The organism is Peribacillus muralis, assembly GCF_001439925.1.
Taxonomy (GTDB): Bacteria; Bacillota; Bacilli; order Bacillales; family DSM-1321; genus Peribacillus; species Peribacillus muralis.
This window is the reverse complement of record NZ_LMBV01000038.1, coordinates 1-23,242: the sequence shown is the minus strand read 5'-3', so window position 1 is coordinate 23,242 and position 23,242 is coordinate 1. Positions and strand designations below refer to the sequence as shown.

The following is a 23,242-nucleotide window of genomic DNA, read 5'->3' as shown; positions in this document are numbered from 1 at the left end:
CTCCAATTGAGTTTGGAGAGCAGGCAGCATAAGTGTTTTTTCTAAGTCTCAATTCGATGGGTCAGTTCATAAGCCTTCGATAGTTTTTTTTGCTTTTGAAGGGATTCACTTAATTATAGTGGATGAAATCGATCGACTGATACTGCAACACTTAGAGCAACTTCGTGACATCTATGATCAACATGACTTAGCCATGATATTCATCGGGATGCCAGGGATTGAAAAAAGGTTAGCAATATCCCCAGCATTACTCCCGTACTGGTTTTGCTCATGAATTTCGGAAACTCATTAAAGACGTGATGCACCATATTTTAGAATATAAATGGGGTGATTTAGGTATCTCCATTAAACGAGAGGACTTTTCCGATTACGAGGCGCTCACAATCATCATGAAAGTCACAAACGGTAACTTTACCGTCTATTTACTCAAATTGAACGTACCTCGAAATCAATCACCTTACATCCATTACCACCTAAGTAGTATAGACTGCAAGAAATAGCTTAATTATTGGACATAATTAATGAAGAACCCCAGCTAAACTTCTCATATGAAGGTAGCTGGGGTTAAAAGTTGGTTGTGCAAATTATTGCTCTTTTGAATGTCTTAAAGTTTTGGCTTCTATACATTAAAGGACAGATTCAAACGATTCGTGATGGCTTATATCAACGATTAGGTTGGAAATAACTTGCTTGTTTTTATTCTGGTTGTACCTTTGATATTGAATCTTCTTTTTTGACGTTACCATTTATAATACTGATTTTTGCTATACAAATCCTTTGCTGACTCTTAAAGAAATTCCTACAATATATTAACTGGTTCTCTTTTATACCGCTAACCTTAAAGCTCCATTATAACGGAATCTCTAATTCTCCATTCTGCTTTCGGATATAGGAACTCATCCGTTTCATGGAAAACTGAAAGATCGGGCTTTGGATAAAGGTATAGGCAAATGTCATAATGAACACTGGACCGCCAAGTGTAAATCCGATGATCAAGATGAGACTCTCGACAACGATTCTTGCACGGCTGACCGATAACCCAGTTTTTTCAGAAACGGAAAGCATGAAGCCATCCCGAGGTCCTGCTCCGATTCCCGCAGCCACATAGATTCCTCCTCCAACGCCAGAAATGATGATTCCCACCAACAAGATGAGTAGATTCAACCACCAATGCATCGTTTCATGAGGAAGTATGTCCAGGTGCAAGAAAAAATCCATTATTGGACCGATTGACAATGCATTTAGAAAAGTTCCAATACTAATATACTTCCTATCAACGACAAAGACGATCAGCACAAGTACTAAGCCGCATATAACACTCCACGTCCCAATCGTGAACCCCAACTGCTGGAACAGCGCCACGTTCAAGACCTCCCATGGATGCAGCCCCAAAGATTGTACATTCACTGCAATCGCATTTCCTAACCCAAATAAAGTTAAACCAAGAAAAAAAATAAAATACCGCACTAGCCGAAATGCCATCTCTTCACCTCTACGCTTATATATATATCCATCTACTTTAGGTGAAGAAGGCTAAAAGAACAAGACTATTGGAAGTTAATCTATTAAAATCGAGCAAAGCTTTACCCTTATATTGGATAGCTTGGTCGAGGGAAGGATAAGCTTTGGTACTCGATAACAAAGAAGGATTAAAGCAACAGTTTAAAATCCCCAAAAATATAGTTAATCTGACATTCCTTAATAGAGTTGCAGTGTTTTTAGACGATGCTGAAGAATGTGTCCATGAAACTATACGAACGCAATATAATTATGCCAACTGCCATTCATCTAGCCCTTCATACGCTTGAAGATAGAGTCTTCTGGCGGGAAATAATAAACTCAGCGAAACTAGAGACCCCATTGCCATTAAATCTTTGAGATTTTTTGACCAGCCATAAATTTCGCTTTATATCTACTCCGGAAATATTCACTTGGCGCAAAAGTCCATGCTTCAGTTCCCTGTCTACAGTCAATCTTGGCAAGATACTAATTCCAAGCCCCGCCTCTACAGCGCTTTTTATGGCTTGGGTACTGTCAATTTCCATATACCTCCCAATCTCATCTAACACTCCGTACTTTCTTAAACTGTTTTCTATAATATGTCGTGTACCTGAGACGGATTCACGCCATATCATTCGCTCATTCAATAATTCTTTAATGTGGATTTCCTTTTTGTCGCTCCATGGATGGTCAGGCGGGCAAACAAGGATTAACTCGTCTTCAGCAAACTTCTCAACAATTAAATGCTTGTCTTCGACAATCCCTTCTACTAGAGCCAAATCAATTACGTCGTTAGTTAGGTCTTCCAAAATTCCGGGAGTATTTTTTATTGTTAATGTTACTTTAATTCCAGGTGATTGCTTTTGAAATTCCCCCAACAAGCTTGGCAATAAATATTCCCCTATTGTTAATGAAGCGCCCACCATAAGACTCTGGTTATTCTCGCCTGTTTTCTGCTGAATGACTTCTTTCGAACGATTGAAATCATTCACAATGACTTTTGCAAACGGGTATAACATCCTGCCTGTTTCCGTTACTTTCATCTTCCCATCAGCACGATCAAACAACAAGGTACCATAAAAGTTTTCCAATTGGTGAATTTGTCTTGTTACAGCTGGCTGAGATACGAAGCTTAACCTCGCGGCCTGGCTTATACTTCCTTCATCCACGACTAGACAAAACATTTTCAAATTTTCTATGTTCAAGAAAATGACCTCCCTTACTTTGTGAATACCTTTTATATTTTTGATAATAACATATTGAGTGAAACGAAGATTGCAGCTTAGTAAACTATTACCATTCGGATCACCTTGCTTACCTATTACGTTTTGTTATACCCTATAATATCTTTGCAGTTCACCAATCCCCTCTCGTTTGATAACTTAATAGATAAGATACCATCCATAAAGGACAACAAGATTTATTATGATGAGCGCTTATCATAGGAAAGAAGGTGAAAAAGTGAAGGAACGATGGATATTACTGTTCCAACTATTTTGGACGTTTTTTAAAATTGGTCCTGCTTCGTTCGGCGGCGGATTTGCGATGATCCCGTTAATCGAAAAGGAAGTGGTGGAGAAGAGAAAGTGGTTGAAAAGCGAAGATGTAACTGATGTATTTGCACTATCTCAATCGGTACCAGGGGCGATTGCGATTAACTCAGCCACCTTTATCGGCCAGCGAATATACGGGATAAAAGGGGCCATTGCAGCGATGATTGGCGTTTCTCTACCAACTTTTATTATTGTGCTAACTCTAGGTACTTTATATTTTTTCATTCAGGATAATCCAAAGATAGAAGCCGCTTTCGTATCAATTAGAGCTTCAATAGTAGCCATCATCGCTTATGCGGCAATCAAAACCGCAAAAACGGCTATTGTGGATAAGTCAACATTGGTGCTAATGGTAATAGGGGTTCCTGCTCTGTTCTTTATTCATCCTGTTATTGCCATATTAGCAGGTGCATTAATAGGAATGATTACTATCTCCATCAAAAGAAAATTAGGTTACATAATCGAAATGGACAACAAGGAAAAAATGGACTATGAAAACGAACTCGAATATTACATGGGCGAAGGGATATAGAGTACTTGGAAAGTGAACGTGGACATTCAAATTTTATACTTTAGAAAGCGGGGTCAAAAAAAGTGGCACTGTGGGAGCTGTTTAGCACGTTCTTCATTATCGGTTTAGTATCGTTTGGAGGGGGATATGCCATGATTCCCGTCATAGAAATCGAAGTTTCCCAACACGATTGGATGACGACACAGCAATTTACCGATATCATCGCCATTGCCGGGATGTCGCCAGGTCCAATCGCCGCCAATAGCGCCATTCTTGTTGGATACTCGACAGCTGGAATATACGGAGCAATAGTATCAGCTCTCGGAATATTGCTTCCAGCCATACTCCTCGTTATTGTTGTAGGAACCTTCTTTATCAAATTGCATCATCTTCCAGTTGTACGATCGATGTTTTATGGATTAAGACCCATCGTCACTAGTTTAGTCATCTATGCCTCCGTCAGTTTCGCCCTTTCCAATAACATGATTAGCAAGACTTTATCTTGGCAAACAGCAAGCTTATTACTCGTCTTTGGATTATCATTATTCGCCCTATTGAAATTACGCTGGCACCCTGCCTATGTCATTATCCTGTCTGGATTAGTCGGGGTTGTGCTCTATTCATAAATTCCTTTGTGTTTAAGGCTTTTTTCACCAGATGAATTTTTCACTTTTTCATAATATTTAAAAGACTGCATCCACACTCAACCAGACAGCAGATCGCTAATGATCAGAATGGGATGCTTAGCTGGAAAATTCGCGTTTTAAAGTAAAGCTACATACTGGTTTTATTAACCCAAGCATTTTTGTCATACCCTCTTTGCTCCCAAAAACCTGTATGGTCTTCCTTGATTAGTTCTATTCGATTCAGCCACTTAACGGATTTATAGGCATACATTTTTGGTACAACCAAACGTACAGGTCCACCATATTCTGCTGTAATAGGTTTTCCATCTAATAAAACAGCGACCATAACATCTTCCATCATGGACTCAGTCAAAGAAAGAGAGTCTGTATACACTCCATCACCCGAATAGAACTTAACAAATTTTGCCCGATTATTGACCCCTGCCATATTTAAGAAGTCTTTTAGGAGAATTCCTTCCCACGTTACACTCTCAACACTCCATCCTGTAACACAGTGAAAGTCACTAACTTGTACAGTCCGGGGAATGTCTAAAAACTGTTTCCAATTATACGTTAATTCCTTTCCCACTAGCCCATCTATGACAAAATTCCAGTCATCGGAGGAACTAGTGGGCACTTCGGTCACCGTATAAGGCCTGAATTCCCCTCTAGCTCCGCCGCCAATCGGTTGTAAAGATTCAGGGGCAGGATGTGGGGCTGGGACCATCTTATTTTCCATTGCTATCTTTTTCCCGTAAGTAGGTAAATCTTTCACCGTGAAGGTTTCCATGAACCACTTGAGGAAAAAAGGGGCGATGGAAATGGTAACGCCAGTGCCGACTAACATGCGTATGAAGCTTCTTCTTCCTAAGATTGGGTTTGTTTTATCAATGACATAAGTTTCTTTGATTGGATTTTTTTCTGCTTTTTTAATCGTTTTACTTCTTGTAATAGAGTGATAAATAGCATAAGGCACTAACACCCATGTTAAGAAATCGTGAAGAATTAAAGATAAGGAACTAAGATCCGAAGTGAAATAGCGTTGTAGCCATAATATAACACCTGTCATCAGAAGCCCAACTAGTACCAAAAGGACAAAAAGTAAATTTACGATAGGTCCTTTCTTTTTAACTAGTTGTTGAAAATGCTTTGTGAATAAAGGCATCTATAACATGAGAATGAAAATGGATAAAAGTCCAATATAGATGTGGATATCTTTTACCCATCCCCGCACTTGTAGAAGGATTGGACGAAGTGCAGGTAAATATAATAAAAGTCCTGTGATCGTTAACACGAGAAATACCCATGCATTCGAATGATGAAGGCTAATTAATTTTTTACCTTGGGTTTTCTTTTTCCATCTTTTTATCACTTTTTCTACCTCCTAGCTTATCATCTTTAGGAAGGGTGAACCAAAATGTGCAGCCTTCACTGTCGTTCCGTTCGACACCTATTTCACCATCATGCAAGTTAATGATAGACTTCGCTATGGCCAAACCTAGACCAGATCCACCGGTTTCTCTGTTTCTCGATTTCTCCACACGATATAATCGTTCGAAGACAAATGGAATATCTTCTTCAGGAATTCCCTGCCCTTCATCCATCATTGATATTCTTATATACCCGTCCTTATCCTTCCTCCCTATAATTTTAATCGTGCCATTTAACGGGGAGTATCGAATCGCGTTTTCCAATAAATTGATGATTGCCTGTTTCATTTTTGATGGGGATATAAAAACTGGCTCTAACTGCTCTGGTAAATCCACATCTATTTCGAGATTCTTTTCCTCAATTTGAAACAACTGATTTTGAAGCGTTTCCAGCAGCAGTTGATCTAGATGATATTGTTGTTTTTCAAGAGTAATCCCAGCTGCATCGAGGTGAGATAATTCAAAGAGTTCATCAATTAAGTTACTTAGCCGCTGCGTTTCAAGCCCTAATGTTCGTAAATATTGATGAAAGGTTTCCTTATCTTCTATTACCCCGTCTTCAAGTGCTTCCGAAAAAGCTTTGATGGATGCAATTGGTGTTCGTAAGTCATGTGAAATATTGGCAACCAGCTGTTTTCTAGAGGCTTCAGATTTAGTCAGGTTTTCAAAGCTTTTTAGTAATTGCTCATTCATCTCATTAAAATTAACGGCCATCGTGTTTAACTCAATAATATTGCTTCCTTTTATCTGGCCATTGAAGTCCCCTTCGCGAATTTTTTTTGCACCTGCTGATATGTCCTGAATGGATTTGAGAATGGGCTGGGTTAGATACAAATGTACAAGGAATGAAATAGCTGTGGCAATTAACGTAATGATGACCAATAAGTTAAAGATGTTTGGTGGCAGGACCATATTGATATAACTAAAGATCAAGAAAGCAACAATTACCCCAATGCTTGCGATATTAGCTAAAAGTAGCTGGGTTCTTATTTTCATTGTTCATCCCCGCTCTCAAACTTATAGCCGACTCCCCAAACCGTTTTTAGCATGTGAGGATTGGATGGATCAATCTCAAGCTTCTCACGTAACCGTCTCATATGGACAGTCACGGTTGTGGTATCTCCCTCAAAATCCATATTCCAGACTTTCTCAAGGAGTTGGGAACGTGAGAATACTTGTTTCGGATGAGTGATCAAAAGCCAAAGCATATCAAATTCCTTCATGGTTAATTCAATAGGCTTGGAACGAAGGTAGACTGTTCTGGTCACTTCATTTACCTCTAGCGACCCGTATTTTACACTTTTCACATGATCTTCCGGATGATCTGTTACTGCCACATTTCTTTCAAGTAGGCGAAAGATGGATTTAACTCTTAATATGAGTTCTCTCGGGCTAAAAGGTTTGGTGATATAGTCTTCTGCCCCACTTGTTAAGCCCATGAGCCGATCCCTCTCTTCTCCTCTAGCCGTTAACATGATAATGGGGACATCGTCTACCTCGCGTATTTCCACACACACTTCCCAACCTGTTTTGTATGGCATCATTAAATCCAAGATAATCAGATCGGGCTTTTGTTGTTTCCATGCGGCAATTGCCTCCACTCCATCACATGCTTCAATCGTGGAGTATCCCTCTCTCTGTAAGTACCTTTTACAAACATCTCTTATGCTGCTTTCATCATCTACAATCAAGATTTTTTTACTCATCATGTCACCTGTCCCTATTCAATAAAAAGGTAAAAAAAGGATACTTTACGCATCCCTTTTTTATATATTTTATCACTTCTTGACTTAACTTCCGTGATATGTGCTGTAACCGCCTGGTGCTGCTACAATTGGCACATGGTAATGTTGTTTGGAATCAGTCACTTTAAAACGAAGGGGAACTTCTCCCAAAAATTCATCAGCACCCTTTGTACCTTGTTTCTCAAAGTAATCGCCTACGAAGAAATGGATTTCATACGTTCCTTCTTTCATTTCCTTTGGCGAAAGCAGTGAACCAACGCGCCCCTCTTTATCCGTGATTGCCGTGTGTAAGTATTTCATCTTGCCCTCTTCATTCACACGATATACTTTAACTTTTACATTTGGTGCAGGTTTTCCTTTTACTTCGTCAAGTACATGTGTAGAAAGACCGCCCATTGGTTTTGCTGGAGTCGTCGTTTCCTTCGTCTCGTTGGTACTTTGGTTACTTGCTGCATGTGCTACCTGATCATTCCCTTGATTCTGTAAAACCTGTTCGACTTGTCCAAATCCCAGAAATCCTGCACACGATAGGACAGCTGCACCCGCAATACTTGCTACGTATTTTTTCATTCGTAATTCCTCCTTATTTTGTCGATATGTATACAATACCCCCCATATATTATTAATCTCTAACGAAAATATTAACTTTTTCTTAACTAATCACTTTTTTCGAACTATTGATATAAAAATGGGTCAGCCAGAATATTTTCTGGCTGACCTATGAAGGTGCATCATATGTCCCACTTTACTGGAAAGGGCAAGTAATAATAGATACAGTTAACCCAGTCAGATATGGGAGGACTCTTCTTCCCTTTGACAGATTTATTTTGGCAGTATTTTAACACTATCCCGTACAATTAACTTATGTCTAACATATTTACTCTTCTCCCCAGACTTATTTTCCATAAGCTGATGAAGCATCAATGCAGATTGTTTGCCGATTTCAAAAAAATCCTGGCGTACCGTAGTAAGTGGAGGCAGCGTATATTCACTAATTGGTAGACCATCAAATCCAATTACAGAAATATTTTCTGGTATATTCAAACCAGCCTCTTTCACAGCCTTCATTACACCTAGCGCCATCAAATCACTGAAGCAAAGAAACGCAGTCGGTTGCTTTTCCCCCAAATATTTCTTGGTTACTTCATAGGCTTCCTCTTCAGAAAAATGAGCGTGTAGAATATCTTCTTCATGAAGTTCAAGACCATATGTTTTAAAAGCCAGCTGGACTCCCGCAATTCGTTCGGTATTAACAAACGCTTCTTTTTTACCTGCAATAATCACAATTTCCCGATGATTGCACTCTAATAAATGAGAAGTAATTTCCCTGCTTGCTTCAATGTTATTAGTAGACACATTACCAATCAAATCGTTTTCATTATCTGTGATAACATCAACAAGGACACAAGGAATATTCGTATCGAGCAGTTCTCTAAAGTATGGATCATCGATTCGGATTCCTTGTAAAACAGCACCGCCGATATTTCGCTCTCGACAAAATTGAGCATAACTTTTTTGTTTCTGTTTCAAAGAATCGGTCAAAAAGATTGCCAGTTCGTATTGAATTTGTTCAGCGGCTGTATAAACACCTTTAAACAGATCGAATGAGTTACTATTATCTTTTCCTTCGCTATTAAAAAAACCTGACGTAATCATCCCAATGGTCATTTGCCTTTTTGATGATAAATTTCTTGCCACCAAATTGGGCGAATAATTCAATTCCCTGGCGATGTCAAAAATTCTCTTTCGCGTTTTTTCACTCACATCGGGATAGTTATTAAAAGCCTTAGAAACGACTCCAATAGAAACACCCGCTTTTTTAGCAACATCTCTTATAGTAACCACCCGCCAAACCTTCTTCCTATATAAAACTGGTGTTTTTAGAATTTAAACCTAGCGAATTAATATATATCTGTCAATACTATTTTGTTTTATACTCATCAAGCAAATCGCTCCAGTTCAGATTTTTTGTGTCATTTATAATCAAATCGGCCCCTGCTTGTTTCATGACTTCAACCGTCCCGACTCCAACCGCAAACATGTTTGCTCGCTTTATTGAGCAGATACCCGCTTCAGAATCTTCAATCCCGATGCAGTCACTTGGTGCAACATCAAGGTCTTTTGCTGCACGGAGAAAAATATCAGGTGCTGGCTTTCCTTGCTTCACGGAATTAGGGTTGACAATTGTGTCGAAATATTCAGTAATCTTCAGATGCTCAAGAATTGCTGGACCATTCAGACTCGCTGAAGCCAAACCAATTTTCACACCATTCTCCTTAAGATCATCCAATAATTCTTTAATGCCGGAGTAAATATGTTCTGGCGTCAATTCCACTAATAACTTTATATACTCTTTATTTTTTTTTTCAGCGAGCGCTATTTTTTCCTGCTCATTGTATTGATCAGCCAAACCGCCCTGAATTAAAATTTTATTTAAACTATCCATTCGGCTGATGCCTTTTAATTGTTCATTGAACTCACGAGCAAAAAAGATTGAAATTGAATCGGCAAGATCTTTCCAAGCCTGATAATGCAATTCTGCTGTATCGGTTATTACACCATCTAAATCAAATATTACTGCTTTAACCATACTGTACTCCTTACTGCCTGGGTTATTTTATACCGGCTGTCTGATCATTTTTTGCAATAAAATACTTATTCATTACAATGTACAAAATGAATATTGGAATAATGGATACTAGCGCCCCTGCCATAATGACGTCCCACTGCGTCGCATTTTTATATGTTTTCGATATGGCATTCAGACCTTGGGTAAGCATATACTTATCAGGACTTGAAATAAATAGGAGCGGTTTCATGAATTCATTCCACACACCCATGAATATGAAAACTGATTGAGTTGCAATAGCGGCTTTTGCATTTGGAAGGACAACTCTGAAAAATGTTCCAAAGCGGGTCAAGCCGTCCATCGTAGCCGCTTCTTCCACATCTCTAGGAAAATTAATGAAAAACTGTCTCATCATGAAAATATAACCAATATTAATCATTGTCGTGAAGATGATTGACCAATGTGAGTCAATTAATCCAATCTTGGATACTACAATATAAAGCGGGATCATCGTAACCTGTGAGGGAATCATAATCAATAAAAGCATAGCGCTAAACAACAGCTGTCGACCTTTAAAATCTATTCGAGCCAGCGCATAACCTGCCATTGTGTTAAATATGAGATTAAAAACAGTAGTGAAAAGTGCAACAAATATAGAGTTACGAATCCACTGCAAAAATTGTGATTTAAATATTGTTTCGTATCCTTTCAAGCTCCATGTTTCCGGGAAAAAGGTACCCCCACCAGCTATTTCCGCCGTCGTTTTAAACGAAGTTAAAATACTCCATAAAAACGGAGCAACAGTCAGCAAACAGTAGCCCACCAAAAATATATATACAACTATTTTAAGAAATCTATTATTTTTTCTCATAAAAATCATCCATTCACTTTATCGGCTTTTAGTAATTTATTTACGATGAATGTCACTGTAAAGATAATTAACCCAAGTATAAACGCCAGTGCTGTTGCCCGTCCCATATCATTACTCGTAAACGCTAATTGATAAATATAAAGCGAAAATGTAAGCGTTGAATTCTGAGGCCCTCCCGTACCATTTGAAAGAATGAACGCCTGATCAAAGATTTGGAAGCAGCCAACCAATCCCATCGTGACCACATAAAACGAGATTGGCATAAGCTGCGGCACAGTAACATATAAAAATTGTTTAAATCTATTGGCTCCATCTATAGAAGCAGCTTCATATAAACTATCTGGAACATCCTGCAGACCTGATAAATAGACGATCATAAAATGTGGTACAGTTGAAAAAATATTCATTATCATGATAACGGTTAGGGCTAAGTCTGGATTAGATAAAAATAGAATTTTAGTTCCAAACAAGTTTCCAATCATATTCACCACTAAACCATTGTTATTAAACAACCACATGAAAATTAATGTCATAGCAGATGATGAGGTTAAAGTAGGAATAAACATAATTGTTAAAAACGTTCGGTTGAATTTTATTCGGCTGTTCAATATAGAAGCCAAAGCCATTGCAATAATCGTTTGAATTGGTACAACCACTAATACATATTTAAATGTGTTTTCAAACGAGGCCCAAAATTTAGGGTCCTGGAATAACTTTTCGAAATTACTCAGCCCAACAAATGATCGTGAACCGGATAAAATGTCCACTTTAAAGAACATCATAAAAAAAGCATAAGCAATCGGCACAATTGTAAACACGACGATTATAATTAAGGCCGGCATGAGAAAAGAATATCCTTGCAAATTTTGATACCGCTTACCACCCATTAATAATTCACCTCTTATAAGAAAAACGCAATTGCAAAACGGTAGAGAACACCATAGTGTCAACTCCTCGCCATCTGCTGCCTAAAAACAAGGAAAGGAAAAAAACGAAACAAATACTAGTTTTAAACTTTGCTAATAGGTAGCTTGAGCTAGACATCATAACTCGTAATTACTTGTTATATAAAGACGGATATGCGTGGTACTCCGTAGCTAGTAAACTTATACCACCCTAGTTAAAGCTTATTGCTGGCGCTCAATTTCATCATTCGCTTCTTTTTCTGCATCTTTCATCGCTTCCTCTACAGTCTTATCCCTGTTTAAAGCAGCTAAGAATTGGTTATCGAATGCTGTTGATATAACTGGAAGGTTAATGCCTGAAGACCATACGGTTCCATATTCTGCACCTTGAACATGTGCTTTTAAGAACGGATTTTCATCAACATTCATTTTTTTTGCTACAGATTGACGAGTCGGCAATGTACCTGAAATTTCACTCCATTGTTGAAGACCGGCACCTGTCATGTAGTTAACAAATTCAATGGCCTCTTTTTTGTTTTTCGAGTCTTTAGATACAGCATAGCCTACGTTGAAAGTCATGGTTTGTTTTTTTCCATTAACAGTTGGAGCAGGTAGCACTTCAAATTTCACATCAGCATACTCTTGTTTTAATGCACTTAACACCCAGTTTCCTTCAATCATGATTACTGTTTTGTTGGAACCGAAGGCAGCACTGGCGGAGTCAACACCAAGATCGATGCTTGGATTATGAAGATACCCGGCCTCTTTTCCATCCACAAGACTTTGCAAGAAAGCAATTGCCTTAGGGCTTGAGGTGAAATTTGCCTGGTCATCGTCAGTCACTGGATTAAGCCCGCTGGCAATCAGACTGCTCATATGTCTTGCTATACTGGTATCAAAAATCATAGCGGATTGGCCATTATCCAATTTACCTTGTAGTTTTTTTGCAAAATTGACCAGGTCCTCCCAGTCAGTCGGGACATCTTCCATTTTGTAGCCGGCTTTTGTAAGAATATCCGTATTAACATACATCGCAAGTGTTGAATAATCTTTCGGTACTGCGAAAAGTTTACCGTCCTCGTCTCTAAACGAATTTAACATCGGTTGATAGAAATCTTCCTGATTCTTAATGTCTTTTGAAATATCCGCAAGCACACCGCTATTTATGAATTTCGGAGCTGCAGATGATTCCATATAAGTCACATCTGGTGCATTCTTCGCGGCAAACCTAGCTGTTAATGCATCTTGGAAATTGTCTTGGACCACTTCAATATTGACATCGATGCCAGATTCTTTTTCAAAACTAGCAATCGTCCTTTCAAGACCTTCCGTTTCTGAAGGAGACGAGCCCCACACCGCTAATGATATTTCATCTCCTGATGACGAAGATGTATTTTCAGATGTATTGCAGGCTGATAATCCTACTAGTAATGTGGCACCTGCAAAAAGTATCGCAATTTTTCTCATAAAGCTCCCTCCTTACATTCCCTAGCTACTTCAATTGGTATTACAATATGATCCTTGCATTCATAACTTTTTCCAAAAACTTCAAACTCGATCTTTTTCTGATTTTCCGCCTTTACCGACAATGTTGCTTGCGTGATGAAAAGCGAGACAGGCTGGCCTTTCCAATGAATGGTCAACTTCATATCATTCCAGTGTTTCGGGAGTCTTGGATTGATTCTAAGCTTTCCATCAATAAGGCGTACACCCGCAAATCCAAATACAGTTGCCTGCCATATCCCGCCGATTGACGCAGCATGGATGCCTTCGTCCGATGAAAGCATTGAAGACCCTAGGTCTATTTCAGATGCTTTTTTAAATAATGAATAAGCAAGCTGTTCTTCACCAAGATCATTTGCTAAAATAGCATGTGTCGACAGGCTTAATGAAGAATCATGGAGAGTTTTTGATTCGTAATAATTAAAATTGGCCCTTATGACTTCCTGTGAAAAAGCATGCCCCATCATGAAAAATAAAATATTAATATCAGCTTGTTTAGAAACCTGTATCTTATTCACCTGTTCAAGATTATAGTCGTTAAACAATGTTCCAACTTTATCCTGGTTTTTATAATTGGTTAAATCAATTTCTTTTAGTTGCAAGTACGTATCGTCTTGTGGGATTACGATGTCCTCTTCCCGCGGTTCAGGTAAATATAATTTTTCTGCTTTGTATAGCCAATGCTGATAGGACTCTTCCAGGCTAAGCTTTTTGTTCAGTTCAGCAAACCAACTCGGTGTTTGTTTTGACAGTATTTCATAGTAAGAGATAGCGAGTTTCAAATTGAAATGGGCCATGTAATTTGTAAAGGCATTGTTATTTACATGTTCTTTATATTCATCGGGCCCAACGACATTATTAATGTGATATTCCTGCTTCTCCTCATTCCATTCCAGACGGCTTGCCCAGAATTTTGCGGTATCAAATACCATTTCATAACCGCACTCGTCCATAAATTTCTGATCTCCGGTCATAGTGAAATATTGGTATACTGCATGAACGATATCAGATGTAATATGCTGTTCAATGAATCCCGACCAGATTTTGGTCTGCTTGCCTGTTATAATATCTACAGCTCCCCAAACCGGTGTTACTTCTCCATCAGTAGGCCACGCTGCTTCCCATGGATACATCGCTCCTTCATAGCCGTTTTCTTCAGCTTTTTTACGTGCCCCAACAAGTCCGTAATAACGGTATTTCAGCAATGATTTGGCAACTTCAGGATTGGTAAAGGTGAAGAAAGGAAGAATGAAAACTTCTGTATCCCAGAACGAATGTCCTTTGTAGCCTTCCCCACTCAATGCTTTAGCTCCAATTCCCATCCTTTCATCATGTGCCGGCGTCATGACAGTCAAGTGATAAAGAGCAAACCGTAAAGCAAGGAGGTCAAATGAATCTTCACTGTTAATTTCAAGGTTGTACTTATTCCAAACTTTTTGCTGCCAAGCGTCATGATGTACCTCAATAAGCAAATTGTATCCGCTTTCAGACATTTTGCGTAAATCCTGCAGAGAATGTTCACGCAACTGTTCGAGGTGATAGTTTGGCTTATCAAACTCCTTATCTCGACTTGTATACACATTCGTTAGTTTTTCCATAGTTAGATTATCATTTGGCTGGAGACTGATAGTGTATTTCAACCCTACTTTTCGGCGATCCATCTGCATAACAGGTTCTGTCTTTACTTCTTTTCCGTTTTTTGTGAATTTATGAACAGTGTTGATTGCAACGTCAATTTTTGATTCAGTCGTCGTCTGTACGAGTTGCACGAAGCGTTTATCGAATATTCTTCGATCTCCTTCGTGAAAATGCTGTGACCCATTATTGTTCATTTGCGCATTAATACCGGTATTGAAGGAGATTTCAACCGGATGTTGCCCATTCTCAACTTCCATTTGGATACCGATTAGGTGTAAATTATCAAGCGAAACGAATCGTTTAATATGAAAATGCAGCTCTTTTCCTTTTGGTGATACCCATTCAAAAGTTCTTGTCAATTCTGCAGACTTTAAATTTAATTGCCGCACATATCCTCTCGTCTCCCCAAGCTCAAGACTGAAACGCTCGCCGTCCACACGGATATCAATACGGGTTACGTCAGCCATGTTTGGCAGTTCCGTTACTTCTTTTTCATCAAATTTATTAAAGGTACCATTTACAAATAAATTTCGTACTTCATTTAGATATGGCTCTTCCGTCGCAGACCGCAAACCCATATATCCATTTCCGAGATACATAATCGATTCCACTTTTCCCAGCTTGTCAGCTGAAAATTCCGTTTCTGAAACTACCCAATTTTCTAAATTACCTTTGCCAAGTGAATAATCCATCATAACTAAAACTCCTTTCGAAAACGTTTTCGATAATAAAAAAAAAAAAAACTGAATGATGTTCCTACTGACAGTCTAATGGTATTTCTTTTACGAAAACGTTTTAGTAATGGTACAAACCACTAGAATATAAGCGTTTACAAAACAGTATATATTGTTAGTTTAATTTTTGTCAAGGTTTTACATATTAAGTTAATCATTCCCTAAAATAAATTTTTGGTAATAACTAGTATAATTCTCTAACTATCTGCCGGGTAACGGTGTCATAGTGGATTAATTGGATTAAGGTCCCATTACATTGATTAATCGCTTCATTTTCAATTACTTGAAATTCCATAACGAAAAATAGCTTTTCATTTTCCGAGCGCGCATCAAAAAATATTGTTCTTCTTAAATAAGATGTTAACTCATAAAGCTCTCGAGAGCCGGGATTCTAAACCCGAATAATCTTCACTCCATTTTAACATCCACCTCAAAAACGACTTTCAGTTCGGGATAATACTCACTCCTCCATTGTTTTAGATCATCATAGGAAATCAATTGTTGAAATTGTTGTCCAAATCCAAAAATATCCGTATGACTTTCCTTCATTTGCTTAAAAATTTCGTAAAAACGCTTTTCGGAGATCCTTTCTAGTTCTTTAATAATTTTATTATTTGTAACCCCATCTTTTCTTTCTAAAACATTAATTTTTACATGCAAATTGCTCACTAGAAGCAGTTTATTATTTTTCAGCGATGATCTATATTGAATTGAACTATTTGAGACCATAATACTGGCAAAACCTAGACTCTCTATTTTTCCTTTTTCGTTTTTATTTTGTAGCACACGGATTAATTGGCTTTCATCCGGATTGAATCTTGCAATTATTTTGCCTTTCTTAAAAATTTCAGAACCCTCGAAGATTAGTACTGTATTCTTCCCGGAACGAATAACAGGCACGGCGATATCTTTAGTGGATGAAAACAGACTTCGATACATTTCCCAAAGAGGGGTACTAAAGATTTCCGGAGCCCAGCCAGCTCCTTTATTGAAAAAGTCATAAATGGAAGAAGCATGAACACCCAATTTATCGTTAATGCTTGACAACACATCTTCGACATTTTCATCAGTAACTGCTATCAACGCTCTAGACGGAATTTCTTCCGAACCCATCAAAAATTTTACAATGCCCGATAATTCCTGTTGGTTATGTGCCACATTATTTTGAAGGACAATTAAACGGATTTGTGTGTTATCAAGGGCATTTTCGGAGCTTGTCCTAATTTTCCCTAGTGCACTTGTTACAGTTTCGCCTTTCCCTGTTACGACCCTCGATACTTGGCTTTCATTTTTGAGTACGGGTATTTGTAAGGTTACTTTATACCCCCCGCCATTTTCCTTGGAAATGCCCATGACCAAGGGAATGGTGCGCTTATTTATATCTTTAATATCCCAACATCCGCAGAGAAAGAGTAAGGTCATGAATACGATAAAAAGTTTACAGTGTTTATTTTTCACGCACCTTAACACCTCTATTCGACAGGAATCCATAGATAAATATGGTTAATGGAATACTAATCATAAAATAAGCTTGAGCACCTGAACTCCACAAGAAATATTTTTCGAGCAAATATTTATTAGGTACAACTATCGCAATAATAAAAGCGATCACGGAACAAGCAATAATCCAATAAGAGGAATCCCAGGCGAATACTTTCTGCATGACTCTTCCTATCATCCAAAATATTACCGAATTAGTTAATATGACTAACCCGACTAGCAATACACCAAAAAATATGGCTTGCCGGTTGAACGAAAACCAGCTAATGTCGATAGAATCCATAGCCTCCAAGAAAGGGTTGGTCAGCGTAATAACCGTTTCCTGCCCGAATACTAATAACGGGATATACACTACTAATAGTAATAATAGCGTTACAATCACCCATGCAACAAATAAATGACGAAATATCAATTTTGTTTTGGACGTTATAAATCCCAAAAATAAAAACGAGGAAAAACCTAAAAGATAAAAGAATCTCATATTAAGTAAAAACTTGGGTGGTAGATCCAAGCCTGGCGTAACGTTATGTATATTAAAATTTATAGCAGAGGAAAAAATATTCAATAACACCAAGGGAATCACAAATAAGAAAATAAAAATCGATGAACGTAAAATGGTTCCCAACCCTTTTAAAGCTGTGTATACCGATACAAAAAATAACAGCAACAATATGGACCAATAAGGGGTTCGAGGCAAAAAAATCGAAATGATGACTTCCGTGTGGATGCGGATATTGAGGGATACTAGCGCAATCAAGTTGATTACAAATGGGATAAGAAAAACGATTGCTGCCCATCTGCCCATTTTCAAATGAATATCAATGACATCATTATTCGGAAAGTAATGCAACCCTTTGATGTAGAACCACATTAACAATAATTGCAGAAGACCAAGGCATAGTATGATTTCCCAATGAGCTGTTTCCGTTAACCTATAAATGAGATTAGGATATACAACATATCCAAAACTTAAATGCATGATAATGAAAACTGCTCCGATTTGTATCCGTTGCGTCACTTTGTTTCTCCTTCTTGTTTAATTCGAAATGTCATATAAGGAACATCGTTGGATGTTAAACTTGCCAAATATATTATCGTAATAATAAAGCCAGTACAGACCCCCAAAATGCCAAAAAGTGATGCCAATATTAAAATGGGGTATTTCAGCAATCGAATGTACAAGGAGTTTTGCATGCCAATCACTGCCGAACTTGCAATTACAACAGCAGTAATCACAATGACTAGCAAATTACTGACTAATTTGGCTTCAACCATCGCCTGTCCCAGGATGATGCCTCCTACCATTGTAATCGCGGGCCCAACGCTTTTGGGGAGTCTCACAATCGCTTCAAGTATTAAATCAACTAAAACGACCATTGCAATGGTTTCCAGAAAGGCTGATAAAGGAATGCCTTCCCTACTTTTAGCGACAAACAACGCAAGATCCAATTTAAATACCTCAGGGTTAACTGACACCAAGGCAACATATAATGCGGGAAGTATCAGCGTCGCCACAAGTCCTATCACTCTAAAGAACCGAAGCATGAATGACAGAATAAAAGGAAAATTTCGGTCGTTTATACCACCCAGCATATCCCAAATGAGGTTTGGAAAAACAAGCGCGAAGGGACAATTATCTAAAAAAAGCACGATTCTGTTCTCTTTTAATGAATGTATGGCTTGGATCGGGAGTTCTGTGGCGGAAAGATGACTGACAGGACTTAACCTGCGTTTACCAAATTGCAAATTAAGATCATCAATTGTTTCAATATCGGTATTGATTCCTTTTAATTGCTCGTTCACTTTTTCAATCAGGGCTTTTGGAGTTCTTCCTTTTATATAGAGCATGGATATCTTTCGCTTTTCCAGCTCTCCGACTTGATAGGAGCAATGGCATAGACTTGCAGTGCTCAGCCTTTTTCTGATCATCCCAACGTTCGTATTAATATCATCTCCAAAGGCATCCGTAGATGATTGAATGGGACTTTCATTTTTAGGCTCTGAAATGCTACTCCTCAAATTTTTGACGATGGGATCAACGACGACATTCTGTTTGCCATCTTGTGACACGATCACTAAATTGCCTTCTAATATACCTTGAATCAATTGTTCTGTATCAATGTTAATCCGGTCACTAAGGTTTTTGAACAGGGCTTTTACTGACGCAGACGAATCTGCCATTTGCTGCACAAATAATTTAGACTTCGCTAGATCAACGAGCGTATTGAATCCTATAAGAAAGATCGTTGTTTTCTCTACCAGTTCTTCTTCGATGAAAAAATCGTCGTAATGATCGGAAAACCTAGATTGAATTTCCTTTACTATATTAGCCCTCATTAAATTGCCCCTTAACAAATAGTCATATAAAAAAATTGTTTGCAATATGGGGCGTTTTTATTCGCTGTTGGACACCTAACATATTCCCATCCTAGATCAGGCCGGACGATTATATCCTGCTATGTTAGAAAATGATTTAGTAATATAAGAGCGTGAGCAAATACGCTTAACTCGCTTATTGTTAAAAGCTAAATTTTCCCTCACCCCTATAATTTTTGTTACAATTAAACAGTAAGAATAATCAGATATTTGTACGTGGATTGATATGATCAATCTCCATCCCTAAACCAATATCCATAAAAAAAGAGATAACTACCCTAACCTTCACAATAGGAAGTATTAGGATAGTTCGGTTTTTCTGAACTAAACAAGCCACTTATTTTTCATGTTCCGTAAATCTTGCGGAAACCTTTTTTACATGGTTTTCCATCATTTTTGCAGCCTCTTTCGCATTGCCATTCTCAAATGATGCCACAATTTGTTGATGCTCAATTATTGCATCTAGTGCACTTTCATGTTTGGTTTGGATTAAATATCTTTGCAAATGATCCCGCAAACTTGAAATAAAATCATGTAACTTCGTATTATTGGATAGTTTTGCGATTAGACAATGGAATTCAGTATCCAAATTGATAAACTTACTATAATCTTGATTTTCAATACACTCCTGCTGTCGTTGAAGCAGAAGCTTTAATTGTTCCAGACTTTTTGGGTCAATTCTTTGAAAGGCGAGCTCGGTCGCTAGCGGTTCCAGTGTTTCCCTTATGATTTGAAAATCCTGAGCTTCCTTAAAAGAAACTTTACTAACCCGTGTAGTTTTTGATGTTTCGATCTCTACCAACCCTTCATATGCCAGCCTCCTAATCGATGTACGAACGGGAGTCCTGCTAATGCCTAACTGACTTGCAATTTGTTCTTCAACTAATAGCTCCATAGGCTTAAGTTCATTGTTTATAATGGATTTTTTCAATATGTCATATGCTTGATCGGATAATGAACCTGCACTCTTTAACTTTTCCAACATGGACCTCCTTAAATATTTATACATATAACGAATATGATGTTTTTGTATACAAGTACAATATGTTATTAAGAACAATTATATATATTCCTATTTTGCTTGTAAATAACTTTGGATCCTTATTCTAGTACTATATGACAAATAAAAACCCTACTTCATGCAGTATTCCTACAGCCATTATCGAGGGCACTGGAACCTAAAAAAGATGCTGTCTGCAAAATACAGACAGCATCTCCTTCAATTTGTCCAGCTTTATCCCGGATCTCCGCTTAGCACCTGACCCATTTACTAGGACTTTGCATAATATGGTGATTTCTATAACAATATAATCATCAATAATGCCAGTATCACCTACCGAACATCATTACACAACTTACCGATATTCTCGACTTCCACTACAATTTCATCCCCCGACTTGACCGGGCAGCTGCCAGATGGTGAACCGGTAGCCAAAATGTCGCCGGGCTCCAGTGTCATCACCTGTGAAAGCCAGCTGATTAAATAAGGAATGCTCAGGGACATTTCATTCGTATTGCCGTCTTGGACAACGCGGCCGTTTAAAGTGGTCACAATCCGCAAGTTTGTAGGATCAACCCCGGTAACGATGCATGGCCCTAATGGTCCGAACGTATCAAATCCTTTACCTCGCGTAAACTGTGGATCTTTTTTTGTAAGATCTCTCGCCGTGACGTCATTAAATATTGTGCAGCCAAACACATAATCAAGCGCATCTTCTTCTTTTATGTTTTTTCCGCGCTTCCCAATGATCAGGGCCACTTCCCCTTCAAGTTCCACTTGGCTCGTTAATTCTGCTGGAGGAAGCACAATCGTTTCCTTGTCTGCAATAAGAGCGGATAATGGCTTTAAAAATAAAAATGGCTCAACAAGATTTGCTTCTCCTCCTGTTTCCTTTGCATGACCTGCATATGTCCAGCCGAAATTAACCACTTTAGAAGGTTTGACAGGCTCCAAAATTTTCACGTCACTATATTTTAACTCTACCCCGTCATACTTTATTTCTTTGTTGACAAGATCAGTGAAACTGCTCGAAAGTTGTAATATTGACTCATCCTCAACAATTCCGTAATGTATATTGCCTTGTTGATTTTGATAGCGAACTATTTTTTGTGTTTTTTGTTGCACTTGCATGATGAATGAACTCCTTTGATGAATAAGATATACTTGCCTCAGATTATAAAAAATCCGGCTTTGCTATACTATAGTAACATACCTGTTCTTTCAGGTGAAAAAAAGCTGTTCTCGCAACTCCATATTCCAATAAGTCCCTGTAGGTTAAAAAGAAACAATCGTTCATGATTCCCGGCTATATTTCAGTGGAATTAGCTCGCCAATGTTCGTTTTCTGTAACTCCCCATCCATTTCCATCAAAATAAAACAATCTGGTGAATAATCGGCAATTAATTCCCTGCACATCCCACACGGACTAACTACCCTTAACTCTCTATTCTTTTCATTAGAATAAGGATGTCTAACTGCAACGATTGTATCAAAGTATCTTTCTCCATTTTAAATCGCCTTCCCAATCGCAATAGCTTCAGCACATACGGAAACCCGCCCAATATAAGCTTCTATATGTACCGCAGAAACAACATTCCCAGATCTTGTTCTTAATGCTGCTCCCACATGATGTCTATCATCTTCATAGAAGGTTGTAATCACCCTTTTAGCTTCATCAATTAATGAAAAATCATTTTCTGTTAAAGGATACGTTTTCATCTTTCCCCTTACCTTTCCTTATATGTTGACCCCTTTTTTTATATCGATTTAAGTCTACTATAATTTTGTAAATCTTTCCCCAGCGATACCATATACTAAATACCACTTCACCATTGCCACTGGATAAAAAATGGAAAGGTTGCCGGTTATTTTTTTCACCTACACGAAGGAATAAGCCACACGCTTCAGCCCTCATGATAATGTTTTAAGTATAAATAAATAGTAAATTTAGAATATTGAAACTTTAATATCGTATAATGAATAGATATATGATACTATAAACTCGCATGCAATATATGGGTATATATACCTTATATAGAAGTATATTGTTATGCTTCTTTCTCTAAAAAGTAGTGCAAAATTTACTATTGCAGTCTGCAAAATTTAAGTAATTTCAAAATTTCCGATTTTTTTTGATAATAACATGGAAAGGATGATAATTATGTTAATTTCAGAATTGGCAAAAATAAATTTAAAAAAGTTTGGAATGGTATCTATATTATCAGGATTGTTGGTTGGTGGGACATTACCAATTACAGGACATGCAGCTGAGGCAGGTGATATAAATGAACCAGTTGTTGTTTTGAGTGATGAAACTACTTCTTTTATTGGTGATGATAAAGCTAGAAGTACTGTGAAAATTACAGGAACTTTATCAGGATCAAAGCCGCTTCTTCAAAAACCACGTGCTACAGCTAAAACTTCAACTAATAAAGTTGTAGCTTCTATAAGAGCAAAAGCAGATTCAAATAACAATGGAACTAGTACTTCTTCAACAGGTTGGAAGACACTTTCTAAAACCACTTTAGCAAATAGTGGACAAATTGTAGCTTCTACATCATCAGCAAGATTTACTGGTTATCATCAAGTGAAAATATCCAGTTCTTCTAGTTGGGTATCTATTAAAAACACTAATATAAGTTATTAATCGAACAGGCATTGAATATGATAAAAAAACTTTTAAAAAAGAAAACAGTAATCATTTTTATATTGTTGGTATTATCCCCTTCAGGTAGACAGAGAAAAAAGAGAACATGATAAAATGTTCTTAACTGTCAATCT

General features: G+C 37.8%; 21 protein-coding genes and 2 pseudogenes. 4 read left to right on the top strand and 19 right to left on the bottom strand.

From position 1 onward, the window contains the following. Positions 1-94: 94 nt before the first annotated feature. Positions 95-477 (top strand): annotated as a pseudogene (locus ASU00_RS24825) (AAA family ATPase); the annotation flags it as partial. A gap of 372 nt (positions 478-849) precedes the next feature. Here the strand turns inward: ASU00_RS24825 and ASU00_RS22980 are convergent. Next, positions 850-1,482 (bottom strand): YczE/YyaS/YitT family protein, encoded by a 633-nt coding sequence (locus tag ASU00_RS22980; protein WP_057915772.1) that lies wholly within the window; start codon positions 1,480-1,482, stop codon positions 850-852. 314 nt (positions 1,483-1,796) lie between these two features. Continuing rightward, positions 1,797-2,705, bottom strand: coding sequence for a LysR substrate-binding domain-containing protein (locus tag ASU00_RS22975; protein WP_057915771.1), 909 nt, complete (start codon positions 2,703-2,705; stop codon positions 1,797-1,799). 256 nt (positions 2,706-2,961) lie between these two features. On the opposite strand from ASU00_RS22975, the gene ASU00_RS22970 reads away from it, so the two are divergent. Both ASU00_RS22970 and ASU00_RS22965 read left to right on the top strand, forming a co-directional pair. Further along, complete coding sequence (locus tag ASU00_RS22970; RefSeq protein WP_057915773.1) at positions 2,962-3,585, top strand: chromate transporter; 624 nt, start codon at positions 2,962-2,964, stop codon at positions 3,583-3,585. Between the two features lie 62 nt (positions 3,586-3,647). Beyond that, positions 3,648-4,190, top strand: coding sequence for a chromate transporter (locus ASU00_RS22965; RefSeq protein WP_057915770.1), 543 nt, complete (start codon positions 3,648-3,650; stop codon positions 4,188-4,190). A 148-nt stretch (positions 4,191-4,338) separates the two neighbouring features. On the opposite strand, the gene ASU00_RS22960 is transcribed toward ASU00_RS22965, so the two are convergent. The 17 genes and pseudogenes from ASU00_RS22960 to ASU00_RS22880 all read right to left on the bottom strand — a co-directional run bounded on the left by ASU00_RS22960 (position 4,339) and on the right by ASU00_RS22880 (position 22,180). Further along, the gene (locus tag ASU00_RS22960) at positions 4,339-5,259 is read right to left on the bottom strand and encodes a molybdopterin-dependent oxidoreductase (RefSeq protein WP_236712814.1); all 921 of its coding nucleotides are present in this window, start codon (positions 5,257-5,259) and stop codon (positions 4,339-4,341) included. Positions 5,260-5,355: 96 nt separating this feature from the next. Beyond that, on the bottom strand, positions 5,356-5,562 hold the full coding sequence (locus ASU00_RS26450) for a DUF4405 domain-containing protein (RefSeq protein WP_057915768.1): 207 nt from the start codon (positions 5,560-5,562) through the stop codon (positions 5,356-5,358). Further along, positions 5,528-6,616, bottom strand: coding sequence for a sensor histidine kinase (locus ASU00_RS22950; RefSeq protein WP_057915767.1), 1,089 nt, complete (start codon positions 6,614-6,616; stop codon positions 5,528-5,530). The genes ASU00_RS26450 and ASU00_RS22950 overlap by 35 nt, the downstream gene beginning before the upstream one ends. Further along, positions 6,613-7,326, bottom strand: a complete 714-nt coding sequence (locus tag ASU00_RS22945; protein ID WP_057915766.1) for a response regulator transcription factor — start codon at positions 7,324-7,326, stop codon at positions 6,613-6,615. Before ASU00_RS22945 ends, ASU00_RS22950 begins: the two co-directional genes overlap by 4 nt. Positions 7,327-7,410: 84 nt before the next feature. Next, positions 7,411-7,935 carry a hydroxyisourate hydrolase gene (gene uraH, locus ASU00_RS22940; protein ID WP_057915765.1) on the bottom strand — a complete coding sequence of 175 codons (525 nt, stop codon included), beginning with the start codon at positions 7,933-7,935 and terminating at the stop codon, positions 7,411-7,413. A 252-nt stretch (positions 7,936-8,187) separates the two neighbouring features. Further along, a complete protein-coding gene (locus tag ASU00_RS22935) occupies positions 8,188-9,210 on the bottom strand; it encodes a LacI family DNA-binding transcriptional regulator (protein ID WP_057915764.1) in 1,023 nt (340 codons plus the stop codon). Positions 9,211-9,286: 76 nt separating this feature from the next. Continuing rightward, positions 9,287-9,955: a beta-phosphoglucomutase gene (pgmB, locus tag ASU00_RS22930; protein WP_057915763.1), complete on the bottom strand. Its 669-nt coding sequence runs from the start codon at positions 9,953-9,955 to the stop codon at positions 9,287-9,289. A gap of 22 nt (positions 9,956-9,977) precedes the next feature. Continuing rightward, the gene (locus tag ASU00_RS22925) at positions 9,978-10,805 is read right to left on the bottom strand and encodes a carbohydrate ABC transporter permease (protein WP_057915762.1); all 828 of its coding nucleotides are present in this window, start codon (positions 10,803-10,805) and stop codon (positions 9,978-9,980) included. Between the two features lie 5 nt (positions 10,806-10,810). Further along, positions 10,811-11,692 carry a carbohydrate ABC transporter permease gene (locus ASU00_RS22920; protein WP_057915761.1) on the bottom strand — a complete coding sequence of 294 codons (882 nt, stop codon included), beginning with the start codon at positions 11,690-11,692 and terminating at the stop codon, positions 10,811-10,813. Between the two features lie 240 nt (positions 11,693-11,932). Continuing rightward, the gene (locus ASU00_RS22915) at positions 11,933-13,177 is read right to left on the bottom strand and encodes a sugar ABC transporter substrate-binding protein (protein ID WP_057915760.1); all 1,245 of its coding nucleotides are present in this window, start codon (positions 13,175-13,177) and stop codon (positions 11,933-11,935) included. Then, on the bottom strand, positions 13,174-15,546 hold the full coding sequence (locus tag ASU00_RS22910; protein WP_057915759.1) for a glycoside hydrolase family 65 protein: 2,373 nt from the start codon (positions 15,544-15,546) through the stop codon (positions 13,174-13,176). Before ASU00_RS22910 ends, ASU00_RS22915 begins: the two co-directional genes overlap by 4 nt. A gap of 447 nt (positions 15,547-15,993) precedes the next feature. Continuing rightward, positions 15,994-17,043 (bottom strand): Ger(x)C family spore germination protein, encoded by a 1,050-nt coding sequence (locus ASU00_RS22905; RefSeq protein WP_057915758.1) that lies wholly within the window; start codon positions 17,041-17,043, stop codon positions 15,994-15,996. Continuing rightward, positions 17,033-18,103 (bottom strand): GerAB/ArcD/ProY family transporter, encoded by a 1,071-nt coding sequence (locus ASU00_RS22900; RefSeq protein WP_057915757.1) that lies wholly within the window; start codon positions 18,101-18,103, stop codon positions 17,033-17,035. The genes ASU00_RS22905 and ASU00_RS22900 overlap by 11 nt, the downstream gene beginning before the upstream one ends. After that, positions 18,100-19,422 carry a spore germination protein gene (locus ASU00_RS22895; protein ID WP_057915756.1) on the bottom strand — a complete coding sequence of 441 codons (1,323 nt, stop codon included), beginning with the start codon at positions 19,420-19,422 and terminating at the stop codon, positions 18,100-18,102. The genes ASU00_RS22900 and ASU00_RS22895 overlap by 4 nt, the downstream gene beginning before the upstream one ends. Before the next feature lie 376 nt (positions 19,423-19,798). Beyond that, positions 19,799-20,443, bottom strand: a complete 645-nt coding sequence (locus tag ASU00_RS22890; RefSeq protein WP_057915755.1) for a GntR family transcriptional regulator — start codon at positions 20,441-20,443, stop codon at positions 19,799-19,801. A 351-nt stretch (positions 20,444-20,794) separates the two neighbouring features. Beyond that, on the bottom strand, positions 20,795-21,592 hold the full coding sequence (locus tag ASU00_RS22885) for a fumarylacetoacetate hydrolase family protein (protein ID WP_082630585.1): 798 nt from the start codon (positions 21,590-21,592) through the stop codon (positions 20,795-20,797). 162 nt (positions 21,593-21,754) lie between these two features. Then, positions 21,755-22,180 (bottom strand): annotated as a pseudogene (locus tag ASU00_RS22880) (cytidine deaminase). A gap of 442 nt (positions 22,181-22,622) precedes the next feature. Here ASU00_RS22880 and ASU00_RS22875 point away from each other — a divergent pair. Then, positions 22,623-23,108: a hypothetical protein gene (locus ASU00_RS22875; protein ID WP_057915753.1), complete on the top strand. Its 486-nt coding sequence runs from the start codon at positions 22,623-22,625 to the stop codon at positions 23,106-23,108. Positions 23,109-23,242 lie beyond the last annotated feature (134 nt).

Bases quoted from the DNA above. Each gene is read 5' to 3' on its own strand.
- ASU00_RS22910 (WP_057915759.1), bottom strand. From the start codon at position 15,546: ATGATGGATTATTCACTTGGCAAAGGTAATTTAGAAAATTGGGTAGTT.
- ASU00_RS22945 (WP_057915766.1), bottom strand. From the start codon at position 7,326: ATGAGTAAAAAAATCTTGATTGTAGATGATGAAAGCAGCATAAGAGAT.
- ASU00_RS22925 (WP_057915762.1), bottom strand. From the start codon at position 10,805: ATGAGAAAAAATAATAGATTTCTTAAAATAGTTGTATATATATTTTTG.
- ASU00_RS22895 (WP_057915756.1), bottom strand. From the start codon at position 19,422: ATGAGGGCTAATATAGTAAAGGAAATTCAATCTAGGTTTTCCGATCAT.
- ASU00_RS22915 (WP_057915760.1), bottom strand. From the start codon at position 13,177: ATGAGAAAAATTGCGATACTTTTTGCAGGTGCCACATTACTAGTAGGA.
- ASU00_RS22885 (WP_082630585.1), bottom strand. From the start codon at position 21,592: ATGCAAGTGCAACAAAAAACACAAAAAATAGTTCGCTATCAAAATCAA.
- ASU00_RS22875 (WP_057915753.1), top strand. From the start codon at position 22,623: ATGTTAATTTCAGAATTGGCAAAAATAAATTTAAAAAAGTTTGGAATG.
- ASU00_RS22960 (WP_236712814.1), bottom strand. From the start codon at position 5,259: ATGACAGGTGTTATATTATGGCTACAACGCTATTTCACTTCGGATCTT.
- ASU00_RS22980 (WP_057915772.1), bottom strand. From the start codon at position 1,482: ATGGCATTTCGGCTAGTGCGGTATTTTATTTTTTTTCTTGGTTTAACT.
- uraH (WP_057915765.1), bottom strand. From the start codon at position 7,935: ATGAAAAAATACGTAGCAAGTATTGCGGGTGCAGCTGTCCTATCGTGT.
- ASU00_RS22920 (WP_057915761.1), bottom strand. From the start codon at position 11,692: ATGGGTGGTAAGCGGTATCAAAATTTGCAAGGATATTCTTTTCTCATG.
- pgmB (WP_057915763.1), bottom strand. From the start codon at position 9,955: ATGGTTAAAGCAGTAATATTTGATTTAGATGGTGTAATAACCGATACA.
- ASU00_RS22950 (WP_057915767.1), bottom strand. From the start codon at position 6,616: ATGAAAATAAGAACCCAGCTACTTTTAGCTAATATCGCAAGCATTGGG.